This is a genomic window from Brachybacterium equifaecis, assembly GCF_023509525.1.
Classification (GTDB): Bacteria; Actinomycetota; Actinomycetes; order Actinomycetales; family Dermabacteraceae; genus Brachybacterium; species Brachybacterium equifaecis.
In genome coordinates this window covers 708,012-729,478 of the sequence record NZ_JAKNCJ010000002.1, presented here as the reverse complement: position 1 = coordinate 729,478, position 21,467 = coordinate 708,012, and the positions used below count along the sequence as shown (strand labels likewise).

At 71.3% G+C, this 21,467-nt stretch carries 19 protein-coding genes and 1 pseudogene; 14 read left to right on the top strand and 6 right to left on the bottom strand.

The genetic code is table 11. From position 1 onward, the window contains the following. Positions 1-3: 3 nt before the first annotated feature. The 5 genes and pseudogenes from Bequi_RS07730 (at position 4) to Bequi_RS14430 (ending at position 5,459) form a co-directional block, all read left to right on the top strand. Positions 4-690 (top strand): GntR family transcriptional regulator, encoded by a 687-nt coding sequence (locus Bequi_RS07730; protein ID WP_249737360.1) that lies wholly within the window; start codon positions 4-6, stop codon positions 688-690. A 139-nt stretch (positions 691-829) separates the two neighbouring features. Continuing rightward, positions 830-1,558: a DUF969 domain-containing protein gene (locus Bequi_RS07725; RefSeq protein WP_249737359.1), complete on the top strand. Its 729-nt coding sequence runs from the start codon at positions 830-832 to the stop codon at positions 1,556-1,558. After that, positions 1,555-2,523: a DUF979 domain-containing protein gene (locus Bequi_RS07720; protein WP_249737358.1), complete on the top strand. Its 969-nt coding sequence runs from the start codon at positions 1,555-1,557 to the stop codon at positions 2,521-2,523. Before Bequi_RS07725 ends, Bequi_RS07720 begins: the two co-directional genes overlap by 4 nt. Positions 2,524-2,873: 350 nt before the next feature. Next, positions 2,874-4,892, top strand: a pseudogene (locus Bequi_RS07715) (PhoX family protein); the annotation flags it as partial. After that, a complete protein-coding gene (locus Bequi_RS14430) occupies positions 4,878-5,459 on the top strand; it encodes an S-layer homology domain-containing protein (protein ID WP_430623102.1) in 582 nt (193 codons plus the stop codon). The pseudogene Bequi_RS07715 and the gene Bequi_RS14430, both read left to right, overlap by 15 nt. A gap of 117 nt (positions 5,460-5,576) precedes the next feature. Here Bequi_RS14430 and Bequi_RS07705 read toward each other — a convergent pair whose 3' ends face one another. From Bequi_RS07705 to Bequi_RS07695, 3 genes are all read right to left on the bottom strand, one after another. Continuing rightward, a complete protein-coding gene (locus tag Bequi_RS07705; protein ID WP_249737357.1) occupies positions 5,577-6,974 on the bottom strand; it encodes a carbohydrate-binding domain-containing protein in 1,398 nt (465 codons plus the stop codon). 162 nt (positions 6,975-7,136) lie between these two features. Continuing rightward, positions 7,137-7,931, bottom strand: a complete 795-nt coding sequence (locus tag Bequi_RS07700; protein WP_249737356.1) for a polyphosphate polymerase domain-containing protein — start codon at positions 7,929-7,931, stop codon at positions 7,137-7,139. Beyond that, on the bottom strand, positions 7,928-8,581 hold the full coding sequence (locus Bequi_RS07695; protein WP_249737355.1) for a DUF4956 domain-containing protein: 654 nt from the start codon (positions 8,579-8,581) through the stop codon (positions 7,928-7,930). The genes Bequi_RS07700 and Bequi_RS07695 overlap by 4 nt, the downstream gene beginning before the upstream one ends. 312 nt (positions 8,582-8,893) lie before the next feature. Here Bequi_RS07695 and Bequi_RS07690 point away from each other — a divergent pair, with 312 nt between their 5' ends. From Bequi_RS07690 to Bequi_RS07675, 4 genes are all read left to right on the top strand, one after another. After that, positions 8,894-9,889 carry an aldo/keto reductase gene (locus Bequi_RS07690; protein ID WP_249737354.1) on the top strand — a complete coding sequence of 332 codons (996 nt, stop codon included), beginning with the start codon at positions 8,894-8,896 and terminating at the stop codon, positions 9,887-9,889. A gap of 129 nt (positions 9,890-10,018) precedes the next feature. After that, a complete protein-coding gene (locus tag Bequi_RS07685; protein ID WP_249737353.1) occupies positions 10,019-10,747 on the top strand; it encodes a hypothetical protein in 729 nt (242 codons plus the stop codon). A 103-nt stretch (positions 10,748-10,850) separates the two neighbouring features. Further along, positions 10,851-11,849, top strand: a complete 999-nt coding sequence (locus Bequi_RS07680) for a phosphodiester glycosidase family protein (RefSeq protein ID WP_347271980.1) — start codon at positions 10,851-10,853, stop codon at positions 11,847-11,849. A 54-nt stretch (positions 11,850-11,903) separates the two neighbouring features. Further along, entirely contained in the window at positions 11,904-13,055 is a 1,152-nt protein-coding gene (locus Bequi_RS07675) for a bifunctional glycosyltransferase family 2/GtrA family protein (RefSeq protein WP_283774727.1), read from the top strand. On the opposite strand, the gene Bequi_RS07670 is transcribed toward Bequi_RS07675, so the two are convergent. Further along, on the bottom strand, positions 13,016-13,345 hold the full coding sequence (locus Bequi_RS07670; protein ID WP_249737351.1) for a hypothetical protein: 330 nt from the start codon (positions 13,343-13,345) through the stop codon (positions 13,016-13,018). The two genes, Bequi_RS07675 and Bequi_RS07670, sit on opposite strands and share 40 nt — an antisense overlap. 162 nt (positions 13,346-13,507) lie before the next feature. Between Bequi_RS07670 and Bequi_RS07665 the strand changes: the two genes are divergently transcribed. The 5 genes from Bequi_RS07665 (at position 13,508) to Bequi_RS07645 (ending at position 19,463) form a co-directional block, all read left to right on the top strand. Beyond that, positions 13,508-14,476, top strand: coding sequence for a class II glutamine amidotransferase (locus Bequi_RS07665; RefSeq protein WP_249737350.1), 969 nt, complete (start codon positions 13,508-13,510; stop codon positions 14,474-14,476). Further along, on the top strand, positions 14,473-15,477 hold the full coding sequence (locus tag Bequi_RS07660; RefSeq protein ID WP_249737349.1) for a CPBP family glutamic-type intramembrane protease: 1,005 nt from the start codon (positions 14,473-14,475) through the stop codon (positions 15,475-15,477). Before Bequi_RS07665 ends, Bequi_RS07660 begins: the two co-directional genes overlap by 4 nt. Positions 15,478-15,770: 293 nt before the next feature. Then, positions 15,771-17,435 carry a type 2 periplasmic-binding domain-containing protein gene (locus tag Bequi_RS07655; RefSeq protein WP_249737348.1) on the top strand — a complete coding sequence of 555 codons (1,665 nt, stop codon included), beginning with the start codon at positions 15,771-15,773 and terminating at the stop codon, positions 17,433-17,435. Further along, complete coding sequence (locus Bequi_RS07650) at positions 17,425-18,429, top strand: ABC transporter permease (protein ID WP_249737347.1); 1,005 nt, start codon at positions 17,425-17,427, stop codon at positions 18,427-18,429. Before Bequi_RS07655 ends, Bequi_RS07650 begins: the two co-directional genes overlap by 11 nt. Beyond that, positions 18,426-19,463 carry a carbohydrate ABC transporter permease gene (locus tag Bequi_RS07645; protein WP_249737346.1) on the top strand — a complete coding sequence of 346 codons (1,038 nt, stop codon included), beginning with the start codon at positions 18,426-18,428 and terminating at the stop codon, positions 19,461-19,463. The genes Bequi_RS07650 and Bequi_RS07645 overlap by 4 nt, the downstream gene beginning before the upstream one ends. Before the next feature lie 42 nt (positions 19,464-19,505). Here the strand turns inward: Bequi_RS07645 and Bequi_RS07640 are convergent, their stop codons facing one another. Both Bequi_RS07640 and Bequi_RS07635 read right to left on the bottom strand, forming a co-directional pair. Next, the gene (locus Bequi_RS07640) at positions 19,506-20,696 is read right to left on the bottom strand and encodes an ABC transporter permease (protein WP_249737345.1); all 1,191 of its coding nucleotides are present in this window, start codon (positions 20,694-20,696) and stop codon (positions 19,506-19,508) included. Beyond that, positions 20,693-21,388 (bottom strand): ABC transporter ATP-binding protein, encoded by a 696-nt coding sequence (locus Bequi_RS07635; RefSeq protein ID WP_249737410.1) that lies wholly within the window; start codon positions 21,386-21,388, stop codon positions 20,693-20,695. Before Bequi_RS07635 ends, Bequi_RS07640 begins: the two co-directional genes overlap by 4 nt. Positions 21,389-21,467 lie beyond the last annotated feature (79 nt).

The window sequence follows — 21,467 nt, the reverse complement described above, 5'->3', positions numbered from 1 at the left end:
TCGGTGAGCACCCCTGAGCCTCCCCGGCGGGAGTCCCGGCGCCGGCTTCCGCGCCGCCACCCCGCGCAGACCGCGGCGCGCGTCGCCGACCGCCTGCGCAGCCAGATCGAGGACGGCACGCACCTGCCGGGGGCGAAGCTGGCCGAGCAGAGCCTCGCCGAGGCGCTCGACGTCTCCCGCAACACCCTGCGGGAGGCGTTCACCGCCCTCGATGCCGAGGGGCTGGTGCGGCGGGTGCCGTACCGCGGGGTCTTCGTGAAGCGGCCGAGCGTGGAGGACATCGCCGAGCTCTACCGCACCCGCCGGATGCTCGAGCCCGCCGCCGCGCTCTGGGGGCAGCTGAGCCCGTCGGCCCTGGAGCGGATGCGCGGGATCGTCGCGGAGGCCCTCGCGGCGAAGGACCGGTCCGACGTCCCCGCGATGGCCGCCGCGAACGAGGACCTCCACCGGGCGATCGTCGCGATGACCGGCGCCGCGATGCTCATCGAGACGATGGAGCAGGTGCTCGCGCAGGCGCGGCTGGTGTTCTTCACAATGCCCGACCGCGTCCAGTTCCACGCCTCCTTCGCGGTGGCGAACGCCGCGCTCGTGGAGCTGCTGGCCGCGGGGGATCGGCAGCGGGCGGCCGAGGAGCTGCGCGACTACCTCGACCGCGCGGAGAGGGAGCTGCTCGCGCACGTGCGGGGCTGAGCCTCCAGGTCACGGAACGGTCACGACGGGGACGGGATCCGGGGGAGGGGTCGCGCGCTGAGGTGTTGAACACTATTGTTCAACAATCGCGTCTTCGCGCGACGGCCATCCCTCCCCACCCCCCACGAAGGGAACGACCATGTTCGTCCTCCTCGGCGTGGCGCTCGTCGTCATCGGGTTCGCTCTGCGGATCAACCCGCTGCTCGTCGTCACCGTCTCGGGCATCGTGACCGCCCTCATCGGCGGCATCGGCCCCCTCGATATCCTCAACGCCTTCGGCACCGGCTTCGCCGGCAGCCGCTCCGTCACCACCTTCGCGATCATCCTGCCGGTCATCGGCCTTATCGAGCGCTACGGGCTCCAGGCCCAGGCCTCGCGACTGATCTCGGGCCTCAAGGGCCTGACCACCGGGCGCATCCTCGCGCTGTACATGGTGGTCCGCCAGGTCACCGCCGCCATCGGCCTGACCACCATCGGCGGGCCCGCGCAGACCGTGCGCCCCCTCGTCTACCCGATGGCGAAGGCCGCCGAGGAGCGCCGCCTCGGCCTCGACGTCCCGAACCAGGCGCTCCCCGAGAAGACCGCCGAGAAGATCAAGGCGTTCTCCTCCTCGTCCGACACCGTCGGCCTGTTCTTCGGCGAGGACGTCTTCGTGGCCGTCGGCTCGGTCCTGCTGATCACGTCCTTCGTCGACACGAACTACGGTCTCAGCCTCGAGCCCCTGAACATCGCGCTGTGGGCGATCCCCGTCGGCATCGTCGCGATGCTCGTGCACGGCAGCCGCCTGCTGATGCTCGACCGGACCCTGAAGACCATGGCCGGGGTCGTCCCCGCCACCGCCGCCACCCGCGCTGGAGGTGCGCTGTGATCACCGCTGAATGGCTGTACTGGGTCGTCGGGGCGTTCTTCCTCGTCGTCGCGCTGCTGATCCTGTCCGACCCCTCCCACGCCAAGCGCTGGACCTCGGGGATCTTCTGGGGCCTGCTCGGTCTGTGCTTCTTCTACGGCACCTTCGTCATCGCCGAGACGGCGCCCGCCTGGGTGCTCGGCATCGCCGTGCTGGTGCTCGTCGCGATCGCCGGCACCGGGCAGCTCGGCAAGGGCACCGAGGTGACCACCAGCCCCGCCGATCGCGAGGCCTCCGCCGAGCGCCTGCGCAACCGCCTGTTCATCCCCGCGATCACGGTCCCGCTGGTCACCGTGATCGTCGCGATGCTCGGACCGAAGCTGACCATCGGCGGCGAGCCCGTGCTCGCCACCGGCACCGCCACCCTCACCGGCCTCGGCATCGGCGGCCTCGTCGCGCTGATCGTCGCGTTCGTGCTGCTGCGCCCGCCGTCGCTGGCCACTCCGTTCCGCGAGGGCGCGCGGCTGCTCGAGGCCATCGGCTGGGCGGCCCTGCTGCCGCAGATGCTCTCGACTCTCGGCACCCTGTTCACCCAGGCCGGGGTGGGCGTGGCCGTGGGCGACATCGCCGCCTGGGTCGTGCCCGAGGAGATCCGCTTCTGGGCGGTCGTCGCCTACTGCGTGGGCATGGCCCTGTTCACGATCATCATGGGCAACGCCTTCGCGGCCTTCCCGATCATGACCGCCGCGATCGGCTGGCCGATCCTGGTGGGCAACTTCGGCGGCGAGCCCGCCGCGGTGTTCGCGATGGGAATGCTCGCCGGCTTCTGCGGCACCCTGTGCACGCCGATGGCCGCGAACTTCAACATCGTCCCCGCGGCGCTGCTGGAGATGAAGGACAAGTACGGCCCCATCAAGGCCCAGCTCCCCACCGCGGGCATCATGCTCGTGGTGACGACGGTGTTCATGTACCTGTTCGCCTTCTGAGCCCGGCCGCGGCGGGAGGGCGCAGCCCCCGCTGCTGGCCGGCCGCCCGGCACCCCCGCAGCCCCCGCTGCAGCGAGTTGGCGCACTCACGTTCCACCTGTGGAACGTGAGTGCGCCAACTCTGTTTCGGGGGCGGGCCGACGGCTGCCCCCCGCCGCCCCCGCCGCACCCGGACCGCGGTCCGATTGTTCCGATTCGGCGGAACACCTCGCCCCCCTGACATCTGCCGTCCACCCGCAGCGCCGTCGGATGCCATGTCGGGCCGCGACCGTGGAGCCACGCCCCTTCTCGCCCGCACCTGCGCATCGCCCTGCGCCGCCGGGCGGGATCCTTCTGCGAAAGGCCCCGCAATGGCTCTCCACCTCCCCCTCCTCATGAAGGATCACGTCGTCGGCAAGCGCTCGGCCGTGACCTGTGCGCTCAAGTGCGGCAACCAGTGCATGAGCGACACCTGCAACACCAGCTCCAACTCCTACTTCCGCGATATCGCCAGCGCCGCCCTCTCGCGCCGCGCGCTGCTCGGCGGCGCCACCGCCGGCGCTCTCGCGATCGCGGTGGCCGGGACCACGGGCGCCGCTCCCGCGCTCGCCGAGGGCAGCGCCTTCGCGCCCGCGGCGCCGTCGGCCCCCGCCGGCAGCCCCCTGAAGTTCGAGGCCATCGCCCCGGTCGACTACACGGTCGACGAGTTCACCGTCCCCGCCGGCTTCCGCTGGCACCCGATCATCCGGTGGGGCGACAAGCTGTGGTCCGACGCCCCCGACTTCGACTGGAATGCGCAGTCGGGCAAGGCTCAGAGCCGCCAGTTCGGCTACAACAACGACTACACGGAGATCCAGGAGATCCCGGGGTCCGACGGCACGCGCGCCGTCATGTTCGTGAACCACGAGTACACGAACGAGAACATCATGGTCCCCGAGGGCACCCCCCACGAGGAGGTCATCGAGATCGGCCTGGAGGCCCACGGCCTCACCGTCGTCGAGCTCCAGCGCCGCAACCGCGACTCGGCCTACACCTACGTCGTCGACGCCCCCCTGAACCGTCGCTTCCTGGCCGAGACCGAGTACGCCTTCACCGGCCCGGCGCGCGGCTCGGATCTGCTGAAGACCGTCGAGAGCCCCGAGGGCCTCGTCGCGCACGGCACCTTCGGCAACTGCTCCGGCGGTCTTACTCCCTGGGGCACGCTGCTCTCGGGCGAGGAGAACTTCCACTCCTACTTCCGCTCCCCGGGCACCTCGGCCGAGGACAAGCGCTACGGCCTGGCCGACAAGGCCACGGCTCGTCGATGGGAGGACACCCACCCCCGCTTCGACACCCACAACGCCGGGTACGAGCACGCTGCGAACCACTTCGGCTGGATCGTCGAGGTCGACCCGTGGAACCCCGATTCCACCCCGCTGAAGCACACGAGCCTGGGCCGCTTCAAGCACGAGGGCGCGAACATCATCATCGCCGAGGACGGCCGCGCCGTCGCCTACTCGGGCGATGACGAGCGCTTCGACTACCTCTACAAGTTCGTCTCGAAGGCGAAGTACATCGAGGGCGACCGCGGCCACAACATGACGCTGCTGTCCGAGGGCGACCTCTACGTCGCGAAGTTCACCGGCGACTCGGCCGGAGAGATCGACGGCTCGGGCAAGCGCCCCTCCGACGGCCAGTTCGACGGCACCGGGCAGTGGCTGCCGCTGATCCTGGACGGCAAGTCCATGGTCCCCGGCATGAGCGTGGAGCAGGTGCTCGTCTACACGCGCCTGGCCGCCGACAAGCTCGGGCCGACGAAGATGGACCGCTGCGAGGATGTCGAGCCCTCGCTGAAGAGCCGCAAGGTGTACGTGGCCTGCACGAACAACACCAACCGCGGCAAGGCCGGCTACGCCGCGGCCGACGAGGCGAACCCCCGCAACCAGAACCGCGACGGCCACGTCATCGAGATCGACGAGCAGGGCAGCCAGACCACCGCGGGCTTCGCCTGGAACATCCTCCTGGTCTGCGGCGATCCCGCGACCAACGAGTCCACCTACTTCGGCGGTTTCCCGAAGGACAAGGTCTCGCCGATCTCCTGCCCGGACAACCTGGCCTTCGACTCCGTCGGCAACCTCTGGATCTCCACCGACGGCGCGCCCTCCACCATCGAGCGCAACGACGGCCTGTTCCGCGTCACCCTCGAGGGCGGCGAGCGCGGTCGCGTCGAGCAGTTCTGCTCGGTGCCGGTCGACGCCGAGACCTGCGGTCCGATCGTGCGGGACCAGGACCGCACCGCGTTCGTCTCGGTGCAGCACCCGGGTGAGGACGGCTCCTTCGCGAAGCCGACCTCGTACTTCCCGGAGTACATGGGCACCGGCCCGAAGCCGACCGTCGTGCAGATCCTGCGCGCCGGCAGCCCCTTCACGGACATCAAGGAGGGCGACGAGCACTTCGACGCCGTCCTGTGGGCGTACAACGCGGGCATCGCCAAGGGCTACCCGGACTACACGTACCGCCCGCTGGCCCCGGTGAACCGCGATGCGATGGCGGCCTTCCTGCACCGCATGGCCGGCAGCCCCGCCGTGACCCTGCCGCGCACCGAGCCCTTCACCGACATCACCAAGGGCGATCAGCACTACGAGGCGGTCATCTGGGCCTACCAGAACGCGATCACCACCGGGTACCCCGATCGCACCTTCCGGCCGACCGAGCCCATCGCGCGCAACGCGATGGCGGCGTTCCTCTACCGCTACGCGGGCTCGCCCGCCACGGCGGCGCCGACGACCGCGCCCTTCGCCGACGTCCCCGCCGGTTCGGCGTTCGCGAAGGAGATCGCCTGGCTGAAGGAGCGGGGCATCGCGAAGGGCTGGGCCGACGGCACCTTCCGCCCCTACTCGCCGATGAACCGCGACGCCACCGCCGCGTTCATCCAGCGCGTGGTGGTGCAGGAGGGCGTGAAGTTCCGCAAGGGCTGATCGCTGCGGGCTGATCGGCCCCGGCCCATCGGCCCTGGCTGATCGCGTCGCGCACGCAGAGTCGGCGCACTCTCGTTCCACCTGTGGAACGAGAGTGCGCCGACTCTGCTTCGGGGCTCAGTGGCCGCCGCCGGGCCCGCCGCCCTGGCCGGGACCGCCGCCCATGCCGCCGCTGGAGAGGGCGTCGGCCGAGGTGATCGCTGTGCCGTTCGCGGTCAGGGTCGCGCCGTCGAGCGTGGTGTCGCCGTTGGTGTCCACCGGGGAGTCGCCGCCGTTCGCGGCCGAGGTGATCGTGATGTCGCCGCCGGTCAGGGAGGCCGCGCCGTTCGAGTCGAGGCCGTCGAAGTCCGCGGTCACCGTGACCGTTCCGCCGGTGATCGAGATCCAGGAGCCGTCGTCGGCCTCGCGGTTCTGCTGGGAGTCCGCGGTCGTGCCGGCCTCCTCGGCTGCGGCCTCCTCCGCCGTGGTGGCGTGGGTGGCGTTGATGCCGTCGTCCGACGCGGTCACCGCGACGGTGCCGCCGGAGATCTGGATGTCCTGCGCCTCGATGCCCTCGACCGACTTCGCGATGGTCAGCGTGCTGCCGGCGATCGTGACCGCCTGCTCGGCATCGATGCCGTCATCGCCCGAGTCGACGGTGATCGTGCCGCCGCTGATGAGCACCCAGCCGCGGTCCACGACCTCGTAGTTGTCGGACTTCAGCGCATCCCCGCCGCTGGTCAGATCGAGGGTGCCGTCGAGGATGTCGACGTAGTCCTTGCCGCGGATCGCGTCGTCCACCGCAGTGACGGTGATCGTGCCGGAGGCGATCACGAGGCCGTCCTTGGTGGAGATGCCGTCGTTCGTATTGCCGGTGACGGTCAGCGCGCCGGTGCCCGCGATCGTGAGGTCGCTGGCCGAGGCGATCGCCGCCACGGGGGTGGAATCGTCGGCGACCTCGTAGCCGGTGCCGTCGGCCACGGTGTTCTGCGTGCCGTCCTCGAGGTAGATCGTGGCCTCGTCGGCGCTGGTCACGGCGATGGCGGTGCCGTCGGCGTTCGTGATCGAGGCGCCGTCGAGGATGATCGTGACGGCCGCGTCGTCGGGGGCGGCGATGACGAGCTGGCCGTCGGTGAGGGTCCCGGAGATGCGGTAGAGGCCGCCGGCGGTAATCGTGACCGTCGAGCCGTCCACCGTGACGTCGCTGCTGGAGCTCGAGGAGCCGGAGTCGGCGAGGGTGATGGTCTGCTCCGCGGAGGCGTCCCAGGCCAGGTCGTCCTCGCTGTAGTGGGTGTCGAGCGAGGCGAGGTCGAAGGTCGAGAGGAAGTCGTTGGTGCGGGTGCCGTCGGCATTGCTCGCCCCGCCCGCCGTGTCCGTCGTGGTGGAGACGGTGGTGGTCGTGGTGCTCGACGTATCGGTGGAGTCGCTGGCGGTGGTGCCGGTGACGGCGGTGGCCGCGCCGCAGGCGGCCAACGCCAGGGTCGCGGCGCCGACGGTGACGGCGGCGGTCGTGCGGCGGATGCTCGAGAGGTTCATGGGGTTCCTTCCATCGGGCCCGTGCGGGGCGGTCCTTCGCCGACGGGCCGCGGCTGCGGCCGCTGCGAGCGGCGATGAATCAAGAGTCGAGGTCGGTGCTGTGCAGGGGCTATGTCTGAGGGGTGGTGGGGCTATGAGGTGCGGGAGTGCTGGTGAGCGCGGCTATGCCGCATCCGCCGCGACCGCGCCGAGCGTCTGGTGCCAGCGGTTGCGGGGGAGCGCCTCATCCAGCAGCGCGAGGCCTGTGGAGTACTTCGACAGGCGCAGGGGGCGGTGGGCGTGGGACCACAGCCAGCGGTCCGCGCGGCCGGGCTGGGTGCCCGCCTTCGTCTCGACGACCACGAGGCCGCTGAGCGCCCGGCGGCGGGCGGGCGGGCCCGCGCGGTCCGTCCTTAGGTCCTGCCGGAGGTCCTGCCAGGTCAGCTCCGCGTCGATCGTCAGGCGCGATCCTTCGCTCTCGACCAGCAGCGTGCTGCGGTCGTACGTCGTGCCGAGGATCGGCACGAGCGGGAGCGTCGGCGGCGTGCAGCCGGCGTCGATGAGGCGCTCCTGCACGAAGGCGAGCTGGCCGCCTGCGAGCGGCCGGTCCGCAGGGAGCCGAGACGGGATCTCGATGCGCTGCTTGGAGGTCTCACCGCGGCCCGTCGGGGTCTTCACCTCGAGGTAGGAGGCGCCGGTGTCGACGTAGTCGCGACGGCGGATCTTGAAGCGCCGGCGCCGGCTGCCCGCTGCGTCGCGGAAGGAGCGCAGATCGGCGGTGTCGTAGTAGGTCGAGCGATAGCGGAAGGTGCGCGCGCCGTCGATCTCCAGGACCCGCAGCCCGCCGTCCAGGGCTTCCAGGAGGCCCCGCACAGCAGGAAGGGGCACGAGGTACTTCCGGTCCACGCGGGTCATGAGGCTCGCGCGCTCGGCGAGCTCCCCGAGGTCGATGCCGGGGATCCGCTCGAGGCCGGTCACCGGGTCACCGCCGGGATGCGCTCGCGCTCGGGGAAGTCGACCCCTTCGGCAGTCGGCGCAGCGGCGAGGGCCTCGGCGCTCGTGCCGGCGAGGGCCGAGCGGCGCCCGGAGCGGACGCGGAACCGCACGTCCACGGTCGTGGTGTCGCTGACCAGGTCGACCTTCAGCACCGTGAACGCCGTGACGTCGGCCCCGAGCGTCTCCTCGAGGTGCGAGCGCAGCGCCCGCTCGTCCGTCAGCGCCCGGTCCAGGACCAGCAGCTGGCGGCGGTGCGCGGCGAGCAGCGCGGGGTGGTCCACCGCGGTCATCACGCCGACGATCAGCGCCAGGAACCCGGCGGCGAGCCAGATCGGGCTGAACCCGAGGCCGCCGACGAGCGCCAGCGCCAGGAATGCGAAGTAGTAGGCGATCTCGTGCTGGGCGAGCTCGTCGGACCGCAGGCGGATGATCGAGAGCACGCCGAACAGCCCCAGCCCGATGCCCGCCGTCACGGCGGAGGTCGCCAGCAGCGCGCACACCGCGAGCACGCCCACGTTGATGCCGAGGAACGCGACCACGAGATCGCGGCGGCGGTGGCGCGGCCAGTAGACGCCGAAGGCGAGCACGGAGGCTGCGAGGACATCGAGTGCGTACAGGGCGATGGTGGACATGGGGTTCTCCTCAGGGTGATGGATGAGGAGCGCGCCGGGACCCTCAACCCCCAGGGTTCGGATCCGCTGCGAGAGAGGGGGTGCCGACAGCGGATCCGCTGCGAGCCCCGGCGGCTCGAGAAGAACTCTCCGGCGCGGTGCTGTGCAGGGGCTATGTCCGTCCTGTCGCCGCTGTATGAAGGGAGGGAGCGCAGGTCAGAGGGATGAAGAGGTGCGTGGAGGGCGTACTGGAAGTCCCTCCCACTGCCTCCAAGGGGGCGTAGCCTGGCCCGGAGCAACCCCGTACGGCGACCTGCGACGGAGGAGCGCCCCATGGACTGCGTGAAGCTCGGGAACACCGCCCTGGACGTCTCGAGGCTCTGCCTGGGGACGATGGGGTCCGGAGATCCGAACGCCTGGATCCACTCGTGGGTGCTCGAGGAGGACGCCGTTCGCCCGGTCATTCAGCACGCGCTGGACTCCGGCATCACCTTCTTCGACACCGCCGACATCTACTCCCTCGGCCGCAGCGAGGAGATCGTCGGCAAGGCGCTCAGCGACATGGCCGACCGCGATGAGATCGTGCTCGCGACCAAGGTGCACGGCACCATGCGCAAGGGCCCGAACGGCGGCGGCCTCTCGCGCAAGCACATCCTCTCGGCGATCGACGCGAGCCTGGACCGCCTCGGCATGGACTATGTCGACCTCTACATCGTGCACCGCTGGGACTATGCGACGCCGATCGAGGAGACGATGGAGGCGCTGCACGACGTCGTCCGCTCCGGCAAGGTGCGCTACATCGGCGCCTCGGCGATGTTCGCCTGGCAGTTCCTCACCGCGCAGAACGTGGCCGAGAAGCACGGGTGGACGAGGTTCGTCTCGATGCAGAACCACTACAACCTCCTCTACCGCGAGGAGGAGCGCGAGATGATGCCGCTCCTGCGCGCCACCGGCGTCGCCTCCACCCCGTACTCTCCGCTCGCCTCCGGCCGCCTCACCCGCGATCCCGGCGAGACGACGGCCCGCTCGGAGACCGACGCGATCCAGTCCTCGAAGTACGACGGCTCCTCCGAGAAGGACCGGGAGATCATCGAGACCGTCGCCCGGATCGCGCAGGAGCGCGGCGTGGAGCGGGCGCACGTGGCGCTCGCCTGGCTGCTCTCGCGCCGCCAGGTCGCCTCCGTGCTCGTCGGGGCCACGAAGACCCGTCACATCGATTCTGCCCTCGGCGCTCTCGACCTGGTGCTGAGCGAGGAGGAGATCGCGGCGCTCGAAGCGCCGTACGTCGCGCACGAGGTGGTCGGGCCGGTGGCGGACCCGCGAGGGTGAGCGGTCCGGTGAGCATCGGGCGGGGCGGACCGGAATGTGATATCCACATTTCCCGTCGGTAAGTTCGGAAACGGGGCACTATTCTTCGATTCGACCGCGATTGTCGCGGATCCCGATCGAAGGATCGACATGACGTCATCCCGCCCCGCCCCTCGCCTCACCGCTCCTTCCCGCCGGGCCCTCGTCGGCGGCGCCGCATGGGCCGTGCCCGCCGCGGTCCTCGCCTCCGCCGCCCCGGCGTTCGCAGCCTCCACGGCCTGCCCGGCGAAGTCCTGGCACGCGCGCTCGCTCAGCCAGATCACCGCTCCGGACTGGACGAACAACGGCTTCCTCGACATCCACAACAGCGCCGACGGCGCCATGAAGTTCCAGCACTTCAGCCTGGGCCCGGGGATCCTCACCTGGCGCCTGATGCTCCTGTTCGAGGAGAGCCTCCCCGCAGGCTCGGTGACCCTCACGATCCCGAAGGATCCGACGTGGGCGGGGATGCCCGCGCAGATGGACTACGTCGCCTGGGGCACCGAGCTGGTGGCCGGGCACACGGTCGAGGAGTGGTTCTACAAGGGCTACACCCGGGCCGACGGCTCAGTGTGGCGGGCGTTCTGGCCGGCTCTCGCCCTCGAGCACGCGGGAGTCGCGACCCTCGCCGAGATCCCCGAGGACAGGTTCGTCGGCATGCCCCAGCCCACCATCGCCATCGGGGCCGACGCCATCGTCGTGACCTGGGCGGATCCGATCCCGCCCGGCTCCATGGGGATCATCCAGTTCGGCGCTCCCGCCTTCGGGGGTAATGCCGCGATGGAGGCGGGCGATCAGTTCTACGCCTCCGGGACCATGGACTTCGCAGACCGCTGCTGACCCCTCCCGCTGCCGAGCCCCGCATCGGGGCCCTCGCAGCGCATAGCCGGCGCACAGCACTCCCCGCCCCTCCCGCATAGGAGGGGCGGGGATCGTCGTCCCCATGACGATCACGCACCCCGCCCCCTCCGGAGCTCCCGCTCCCGCTCCCTCCGGCCCGTCGGCCCGCCGCTCGATGACGCGCCGCGTCGTCCTCGGCGGCGGCCTCGCCGTGCTCGCCGGAACCGGAGGCTCCGCCGCCTGGGCCTACGACCGCTTCCTGCGCGAGAAGGTCGAGGTCTCCGACGTCGCCGCCGCCGAGGAAGCCGCCGGGACCTCCGCCACCGCCACGGCATCGCCCGCGACGGACGGCGCGTTCACCCAGACCGGCTACACGTCCTCCACCACCACGATCACCCTCACCACCACGCAGACCGGCACGGGATCCGACACGGTCACCTGGTACGCGGCGGAGGTGCAGGTCGCCGACGCCGCGCTCATCCGCTCGGCGTTCGCCCAGAACAAGTTCGGCGAGAACATCACCGCCCTGCCGAGCGAGATGGCGGCCGATGCCGGCGCCGTGCTCGCGATCAACGGCGACTACTACGGCTTCCGCTCCACCGGCATCGAGATCCGCAACGGCGTCGCCTACCGCGACGAGCCCGCTCGCGACGGCCTCGCCTTCTACACCGACGGCCGCGTCGAGGTGTACGACGAGACCTCCACCAGCGCCGACGCCCTGGTGGCGGCGGGGGTGTGGAACACTCTGAGCTTCGGTCCGGCAGTCCTCGTGGACGGCGCGGTGCCCGAGGGCCTGGAGGACTTCGAGGTCGACACGAACGTCGGCAACCACTCCATCCAGGGCAACCAGCCGCGCACCGCGATCGGCGTGATCGGCACGAACCACCTGGTCTTCCTCGTGGTCGACGGCCGCAGCGAGGGCTACTCCCGCGGCGCGTCGCTGCCCGAGCTCGGCGAGATCCTCGCGGGCCTCGGCTGCACCACCGGCTTCAACCTCGACGGCGGAGGCGGCTCGGTGATGATCTTCGACGGCGAGATCGTGAACCAGCCCTCGAACAACGGCGAGCGCGCCACCAGCGACATCCTCTGCGTCGTCGGCTGACGCCCTCCTTCACCCCACTCCGCTCCCGCTCCACCCGTTCGAAAGGCGATCGCCATGACTCTCACCGCTGCCGCTCCCGCCGTTGCCCCTGCTCCCGCCGCTGCCCCTGCTACCGCCGCTGCCCCTGCTCCCGCCGCCGGCACCGCGCAGTCCGCCGCTCCCGCGGTCGTCGTCATCCCGGCGCTCGAGCCCGGTCATGACCTTGTGGTCCTCGTCAGCTCCCTGCTCGCCTCCGGCACCGACGTGGTCGTGATCGACGACGGCTCGGGCTCTCGGTTCGACGTGGTCTTCGATCGCTGCGAGCTGCAGGGCGCGCACGTGCTGCGCCTCCCGGAGAACCACGGCAAGGGCTACGCCCTGCGCACCGCCTTCGCGTTCGTGCGCGAGGAGTTCCCGGGAGCGGGGGTCGTCACGGCCGACGCCGACGGCCAGCACCGCCTCGCCGATATCGCCGCGGTGCGGGCGCTGCTCGATTCCCCGGCGACGCTCGCAGGGGTGACGCGCCCGATCGTGCTCGGCGTGCGCACCTTCGACAAGGACGACGTCCCCCTGCGGTCGCGCCTGGGCAATGCCGTCAGCGCCCTCCTGTTCCGCGCCGCCTCGGGGACTGCCCTCGGCGATACGCAGACGGGCCTGCGAGGGATCCCTGCCGAGCACCTCGAATGGGCGCAGTCGCTGCCGGGGGACCGCTACGAGTACGAGTACACGATGCTCGTGCGGGCCTCGCGCGAGGGGATCGGGCTCGCGCAGGTGCCGATCGAGACCGTCTACACCGAGGAGAATGCGACGAGCCACTTCCGGCCGGTGCGCGATTCCCTGCGGGTCATGGGGCCGGTGCTCGCCTTCGCCGGATCCGGGGTGCTCGCCTTCGCGGTGGACACCGGCCTGTTCCTCGCCTTCACCGCGCTCGGGGCGCCGCTGTGGCTCGCCCTCGGAGCGGCCCGGGTGGTGAGCGGCGGGATCAACTTCTCGGTGAACCGCTGGGGCGTGTTCGGCGGAGGCGCGCAGGTGCCGCTGCGACAGGCCGCGGTCCGGTACGCCGCGCTCGCCGGCGCTGTGCTCGCGGGCGGGATCGCGGCAGTCGATGCGCTGGCCGCGATGGGGGTTCCGCTGGTGGTGGCGAAGATCCTCGCCGATGCCGGCCTCTTCGCCCTGAGCTACCTGGCTCAGCGCTTCCTGGTGTTCGGGCGCCGCGCCGAGCGCTGAGGGGCGTCGGGCGCGGCGGCGGGGCGGCGCAGCCGCCCGTCGGCCCGGCGCCGAGCAGGCGCGGGGCGCAGCGCCTCGACCAGGCGCAGCGCCAGCAGGGCGCCGACGATCCCGAGCAGCAGCCAGTGCTCCGCCCAGATCGACAGGGCTGCCGTGATCAGGAGCGCGGCGATGTAGGCGATGTCGAGGACCCGCTCGGAGACGCCGAGGAACCGGGCGCCGAACCGCCCCCGCAGCAGCCGCAGCGCGAACAGCGCGAGGACGAGGGCGAGCGCGAGGTATCGGAGCACCCGCCCATCCTCGCCCACGCGCCTGGGACCGGGGGCGATGGCCCCCCGCGCGGGGACCGGCCGCGGCTCCTCCCGCTGCCCTGAGGCTTGCCGCCGCTGCTCCCACCGAAGGAGGGCTTGCCGCCGCTGCTCCCACCCGCCGCGCCTACGATGGTCCCCGCTATGTGCCGACTCTTCGCTCTCCACGCCGACCGCCCGATCACCGCTCAGTTCTGGCTGGTCGATGCGCCGTACTCCCTCTCGCACCAGTCGCAGTTCAACGCCGACGGCACGGGGATCGGCTGGTTCGGGGAGGACGGCACACCGCATGTGGTCAAGCGTCCCGTGGCGGCGCACTCCTCCAGCAGGTACGCCCATCTCGCCTCCGAGCTGCGCAGCCGGGCGATCGTCGCGCACGTGCGGAACTCCTCGGGCACCGCGAACGAGCTGTGCAACACCCACCCGTTCCTGATCGACGGGATCGTGCTCGCCCACAACGGCGTGGTGCGCGTGAACGAGGAGATGCGCGAGCGGGTCCGCGCGCTGCGGGGGGCATCCGACGGCGGCGCGATCGAGGGCGATACCGATTCGGAGTGGCTGGCGGCGCTGATCGCGGGGGAGACGGCCCGTCATGACGGCGACCTGGAGGCCGGTCTGATCGCCGCGATCAGCTGGGTGCTCGCGAACGCCCCGGTCTACTCGCTGAACCTCATCGCCGCGAAGGATGAGCACCTCTTCGCGCTGCGCCTTCCCGAGACGAATGAGCTCTGGGTGCGCGACCGCCCGGCCGGCGGCCGGGACGACGCCCCTCTTCATCAGCGCTCGGAGACCCTGGAGACCACCTCCGAGGATCTGCGCGAGGTGCGCTCGATCGTCGTGGCGAGCGAGCCGATGGACGACTCCCCGGACTGGCGCCTGCTGGAGTCAGGGGAGCTGCTGCACATCACCCCTGACGGCGCCATGCGCGCGCAGATGCCTTTCGACGCCCCGCGCGAGCAGCTCGTGCTGGAGGATCTGGGCCTCTCGGAAGCGGCCTCGCAGGCGCACGCGGCGGAGGCCGCGGCCCGAGAGGAGCGGCGCCGGCGCCTGCAGGAGTCCTGGCGCGCAGGTGTAGGTGCAGGCGCCGGCAGTGCTGCGGCGGCGGCGCGGTGAGCACGCGGACTGCCGGCACTCCGGCGACCGCCTCTATCCCTGAGCCGGGGCTCTCGCCTGCACCGTCCGCGCCCTCTGCGCCGGGCCTGCCCTATCACCGGCTCGCGCATCTGCGCCCCGAATGGGCGGCATGGTTCCGCCCGCTGCTGGCGGCGTTCGTCGCGGGCAGCGCGCAGGTGATCTTCGCGTACCTGGTGCTCGTGGGCGTCGTCTCCGTGCTCGCGGTGATCCCCGGGGTCGACCCGCTCGCGATCGGGCGCTCCCAGGGCGACCCGGCCAGCCCGCTCAGCGTGCTGGTGGCGCTGCTGCTGGGCGCGTTCGCGCTCCCGGCCGGGCTGCTCGGCGCGAGACTCGGCGGCTGGCGCCCCGCGGCGTGGCTGTGGTCGATCGCAGGGCGCCTGCGCAGGGACGCCCTGCGCGGCGCCGCAGCACGGATGCTGCCTATCCTCGCTCTCACCGCCGCCCTCTCGCTGCTCGTCGGCGCAGGCCCGCAGGCGATCCGTCCGCTCGCCGGCGCGGGCCAGATCGGCGCCGTCCTGCTCATCACCGTGCTGCTCGCGCCCCTGCGGGCGGTCGGCGAGGAGCTCGTGTTCCGGGGCCTCGGCCAGCAGGCCATCGGCACCTGGCTGCGCAGCCCCGTCTGGGCGATCCTCCTGCCCGTCCCGCTGAGCCTGATCGGCCGCGGGTACGAGGCCGACGCCGGCGCGCTCGCCGGGGCCGCGCTGATCTCCCTGTGCGCGGGGTTCCTGGCATGGAAGAGCGGGGGGCTCGAGCGGAGCATCCTGCTGCAGCTGGGCACGTTCGGGTTCACGGCGCTGCTCGCGCCGTTCGGGGGGCCGGTGATGCCCGGTCAGGGCGCGAGCATCGCGCCGCTGCTGATCGGGGTGCTGCTGGTGACCGTCCTCGAGGCCCGCGGCATCTCGCGACGCGAGGGACTCGGCTTCGGCGAGCCGCTGCGGCGGGCGGCCGATGCACCGAGGCCCCGCGTCGTGCGCATCTGACGGGCTCGCATCACCCCTCGCAAGTGTGCCCGAATTCACGGATATGTCCCCATTTATCCGCGCGAGCCCCCTTGCGCGACATTGACGGGAGGTGGTAGTAGGCATAGCGTGGCGAGCGCAGTGAGCCCGTCCCGAGAGGCTGGTCGACCGTCAGATCGGCGCCGCCTCCATCGGTGCCGAGCGCCATTCGGCCCGGCCCTCACCCCTCCGCAGCGAAGCGATCGGGCCTCTGCGCCTCTGCCGCGCCGGCATCCGCCGGCCCGCGTGCTCGTCCTGCCCTGAAGGAGCCCCCCGTGAGCGAAACCCGCCCCGCTCGGCCCATCGTCCCCTCGCGCCGCAGCATCCTCGGCGGGCTCACGGCCGCGGCCGTCGGCCCCTTCGCGCTCGCCGCGTGCTCGGCGCCGGATCCCGCGCAGCAGGCATCGCAGGCCGCGCCGACGGGCCTCGATGCCATCCTCCCCGCGCACATCCCGCAGACCGCCGTCACCCCGGACATCGCGGGCGAGAACGGGTCCACGCCCGGTTACCTCAGCTACCCCGCCGAGCTCCCGCAGACCGTCGACGCCCCTCCCGGCTCGGGCGGCTCCTACAGCGCGATGGTCCCCAGCTGGAGCGCCGTGCAGTCCGATCCCTCGAACGCCTTCACGGCCGCGCTCGATGAGGCCTTCGGCGCGACGCTCAGCTACCAGATGACCACCGGGAACGACTACCGCGACAAGCAGGCCGCCGTCTTCGCCTCCCCGGCCGACGTCGCCGACTGGGTGAGCGTGTTCGCCTGGAACCCGCCGGCCCGCTTCGATCAGGCCGTCGAGGCCGTCTTCCAGGACCTCACCCCGTATCTCGCGGGCGACAAGGTCTCCGAATGGAAGAACCTCGCGAACCTGCCCACCGCGGCGTGGCAGTACGGCGTGTTCAACGGGAAGCTCTACGGCATCCCCGTGCCCGGGGAGATCGTCACCGACGGCATCTTCGTGCGCCCGGATCTGCTGGAGGCCGCGGGCGTCGAGGCGCCGAGGACGGCCGAGGAGTTCCTGACCGTCTGCGCGGCGCTGACGGATCCCGCAGCGAGCCGCTGGGCGAGCAACGACATGGCCACCGGCGCGCCGAACCTGCTGTTCGGCGCGCCGCCGGACTGGCGCGAGACCTCGGACGGCGCCCTCGAGTACCGCTGGGAGACCGCGGAGTACCGCGCGGCCCTCGAGTTCCAGATCGAGCTGTTCGAGAAGGGGTACGTGCACCCCGACGTGGTCGCGGGCTCCGGCGATGCCAAGCAGCGCTTCGAGTCCGGCCAGGTCGCCATCCACTACGACGGCGTCGGCGCCTGGGCCGACATGCGCCGACGGATCGCGGCAGCGAACCCCGCCGCCTCGGTCGCGCCGCTCACGCAGCTCTCCGCGCAGGGCTCCGAGTCGCTGCGCTACGCCGGGGCGCCCGCGAACTTCTTCAGCTTCCTCAAGAAGTCCGACGACGAGGCCCGCATCCGCGAGCTCCTCGGCATCGCGAACATCCTCGCCGCCCCCTTCGGCACGAAGGAGTGGGAGCTCGCCGGCTACGGCGTCGAGGGCGTGCACTTCACCCGCGGCGCCGACGGCGTCCCCGTGCCCACGGACGCGCTGAAGGCCGAGCACCCCGGCGTGCTGTCGACGCTGGTCACCGGGCCGGTCGCGAAGTACGACTTCGGCGATCCCGACTTCGTGCGCGAGTACTGCGCGTGGATGGCAGGGGAAACCGCGCACATGGTCGAGGGGCCGTTCCACGGCTACAAGATCATCCGCCCCCTCGAGTACGCCGCGCTCGATCAGCCCCTGTACGACCTCGAGAAGGACGTGGCGCGCGGGCGCAAGACCATGGCCGACTTCGACCAGGCGGTCACGAACTGGAAGAACGCAGGCGGCGACCGCATGCGCGAGTACTACCAGCAGGTCCTCGCCCAGCTGCGCGACGCCGATGGCTCCTGAGAAGAGGCGGGGCAGCGCCCCGATGATCGAGCGGCGGAAGGTGCCGCTGGGCACGAGGCTGCGCAGGGACTGGCCGCTGCTGGCGATGGTCTCGCCCGCGGTGGTGCTGATGATCGTGTTCGCCTATATCCCGATGGCGGGCAACATCATTGCGTTCCAGTCCTACTCGCCGTACGCGGCGCCGGGGCAGAGCCCGCTGATGGCGATCGTGCGCAGTCCCTTCGTGGGACTGTGGAACTTCCAGCGCGTGCTCACGGCGCCCGACTTCTGGAACGCCGTCGGCAACACGCTGATGATCACCGCGTTCCAGCTGGTGCTGTTCTTCCCGGTGCCGATCATGATCGCTCTGCTGCTGAACTCGGTGCTCGCGCCCGGGGTGCGCACTGCGATCCAGTCGATCGTGTACCTCCCGCACTTCTTCTCGTGGGTGCTGGTGGTGACGATCTTCCAGCAGATCCTCGGCGGGGCCGGGCTGCTGAACCGCCTGCTGCGGCAGGCAGGGCTGATCTCGCCGGACGGCGGCGGCCTCGACATCATGACCAACCCCGACACGTTCCTGCTGCTGGTCACCTCGCAGGCCGTGTGGAAGGACGCCGGGTGGGGGATGATCATCTTCCTCGCGGCGCTGAGCACGGTGAACCCCGAGCTCTACGAGGCGGCCGCGATCGACGGCGCGAACCGCTGGCGGCGCATCTGGCACATCACCCTGCCGGCGCTGCGGCCGACGATCATCCTGCTGCTGATCCTGCGCCTGGGCGATTCGCTCACGGTCGGCTTCGAGCAGCTGATCCTGCAGCGCGACGCCGTCGGCCAAGGCGCGGCAGAGGTGCTCGACACCTTCGTCTACTACCAGGGCATCCAGGGCGGCGACTTCTCCTACGGGGCGGCCGCGGGACTGATCAAGGGCGTCGTCTCGCTGCTGCTGGTGCTGGGCGCGAACCGCCTGGCGCACGCCTTCGGCGAGGCCGGCGTCTACCAGAAGGAGGCGCGATGAGCACGGGGATGCAGGAGTCGTCGGCCTCGCGTGAGGCCGAACCGGGCACGTCGGCCCGGATCACGTCGGCTCAGCGCACGTCGGCGCAGCGCACGTCGGCCCGGAGCGCCTCGGTCAGGGACGGGCGGCGCAGGCGCTCTCGCGGCCCGGTGTGGGCCGAGCGGCCGCCGCTGGTCGAGCGGATCGGCAAGGTGCTCGCGCTCGTGCTCATCACTCTGGTGGTGCTCGTGCCGCTGTACACGGTGGTGCTGACGTCGCTCTCGACCGAGGAGACGATCACCCGCGCCGGCGGGATGGTGCTCGTGCCCGGCGAGCTCACCCTCGATGCCTACGCGACGATCCTCTCGGGGAACGTGGTCTCGCGCTCGATCCTCGTCAGCCTCGGCGTCACGGCCGTCGGCACGCTGCTCTCCACCGCCGTCTCGGTGCTCGCCGCCTACGGGCTCTCGCGCACCGACTCGGTGCTGCACCGGCCGCTGCTGTTCGTCTTCCTGATCACGATGTTCTTCTCGGCGGGGATGATCCCCGCGTACCTGCTGGTCTCCTCGCTGGGGCTGATCAACAGCTACTGGGCGCTGATCCTGCCCGGGGCGGTCTCCGCGTTCAACATCCTGATCCTGCGCGCGTTCTTCATGGGCGTGGACCGCTCGATCCTCGAGGCCGCTCGGATCGACGGTGCGGGCGAGTTCCGGGTGCTGGCGAAGATCGTGCTGCCGATGTCGGGGGCGGTGATCGCAGTGGTCGCCCTGTTCTACGGGGTGGGCTACTGGAACTCGTTCTTCAGCGCCATGCTCTACCTGACCGACCAGGGCAAATGGCCCCTGCAGCTCGTGCTGCGCTCCTATGTGCTCGAGGGCGTCCAGCTGCCCGGCAGCGAGCTCACCCCCGCCGGGGTGACCGGAGCGGCCCCGCCCGCGAGCCTCGCGCTGAAGATGGCGATCGTGGTGCTCGCCCTCGTGCCGATCCTCGTGATCTACCCGTTTGTGCAGAAGCACTTCACCAAGGGCGTCATCTTCGGGGCGATCAAGGGGTGAGGGGGCGGGGCGAGCATGTCGGCCCCGCCCCTCCGGTGAGCCTCAGCTCCTGATCGCGTCGATGACCTTGATCCGGGTGGCGATCAGCGCGGGCAGGGCGCCCGCGAGGATGCCGACGGCCGTGGCGGCCACGAGGCCCGTGATCACCGCCGAGGCGGGGAACGGCGGCAGATCCACCAGGCCCACGCCCTTGAAGTAGTCCAGCACCATCGGCGAGCGCACCAGGGCGACCGCCCCGAGCACGCCGACGATCCCGGCGATCACGGTCGCGACCACCGACTCCATGAGCACGCCGAAGAAGATCCGGCCGCCGGTCGCCCCGTAGGAGCGGCGGATGCCGATCTCCCGCACGCGGTAGCGCACGGTCACCAGCGCGATGTTCAGCAGCCCCATCGCTCCGAGGATCAGGATCACCGCGGCGATCGCGATCAGGGCAGTGGAGAGGATCCTGAACGGGTCGTCGGAACCGGGCCAGTAGTTCGAATAGACGTTGTACGTGCCGGTCGGGGTGGAGCTGAGCCGAGTCGTCAGCGCATTGGAGATCTGCTCGGTCATCTCCGGCGGGATCCAGGCGAGGTACTCCTGGCTGCTGAAGGCGGACTCGTCGATCCCCGGCAGCTCCGCTGCGCTCCCCACCGCGGTGTACGCCATGGGGTAGGGGCCCTGGGAATCGGGGACGACCCCGATCACGATCGCCGTGGAGTGCGCCTCCCCGCCGTAGAGATCGACGGCCTCCGAGCCGAGGTCCGGCCGGCCCATCGTCGCGTAGGCGGTCTGATTGACGACGATCGCGGGCGCAAGGCGGTCCTGATCGGAATCCGCGAGCCAGCGCCCGGCGTCGGGCCGGACCCGGTACATCTCGGCGTAGGCCGGATCCACGGCCGTGATCTGCATGCTCATCACGCCCTGGAGCGTCTGGATGCCGATCGGCAGGCTGGCGCGCCGGCTGCGCTGCTCGATGCCCATCACGTCGAACGTCTCGGCGACGGCGGCGTCGCGCTCGGCGCGAGTGCTCGAGGTGGTGTCCGACGCCTGCACCGTGACGATCGCGGGCCGACCGTTCGAGGCCTCGTTGCTCTGCTGGATGGCGGCGCCGAGCATCCCTCCGGCGCCGAGCGTCGCGGTCAGCGTGAACACCGAGAACGCCACGCCGAGCAGGGCGAGGAGGATGCGCAGGCCGTTGACGCGCAGCTCCCCGTAGGCCTCGACGAGGGAGGCGATCAGCGCGGTCATGCCCCCACCGCCTCGCGCCCGGCCCGGATGCCCTCGGTCGCCGCGAGCGCCGAGTGCGCGGCGCTCGTGTCGACGTCATGCAGCACCCCCCCGTCCAGCAGGTAGGAGCGGTGCGAGAGCCGCGCGACCTGCAGGTCGTGGGTGATCGTCACCAGGGCGGCGTCGGAATCCCGGGCGATCTCGTCGAGCAGGGACATGATGGCCTCTCCGGTGGTGACGTCGAGCGCGCCCGTGGGCTCGTCGGCGAGGATCAGGGTGGGGCGGCGCACGAGCGCCCGGGCGACGGCCACGCGCTGCTGCTCTCCTCCCGAGAGGCGGTTCGGCTTCTGATGGGCGCGACCGGCGAGGCCGACGCGGTCCAGCATCTCCATCGCCGCCTTCTCGCGGCCCCAGAACTGGCGGGCGGTGCCGTACATCATCGGCATCATGACGTTCTCCAGCGCCGTGCGGCCGTCCAGCAGGTTGAACTGCTGGAACACGAAGCCGATCGACGCGCCGCGCAGCCGCGCGCGGCGCCGATCCGAGAGTCGGGAGACCTCGTGCCCCTGGAAGAGGAGGTCGCCGGTGGTCTGGCGGTCGATGAGGCCGAGCAGGTTCAGCAGGGTCGACTTCCCCGATCCTGAACGGCCGACGATCGCCACGTGGTCGCCGGGGTGCACGGTCAGATCCACGCCGCGCAGGATGTGGAGCATGTCGCGCGAGGGCAGGCGCACGGAGCGGGTGAGGCCGCGCAGCTGGAGCAGGGCGCTCGGATCGACGTCAGCAACGGGG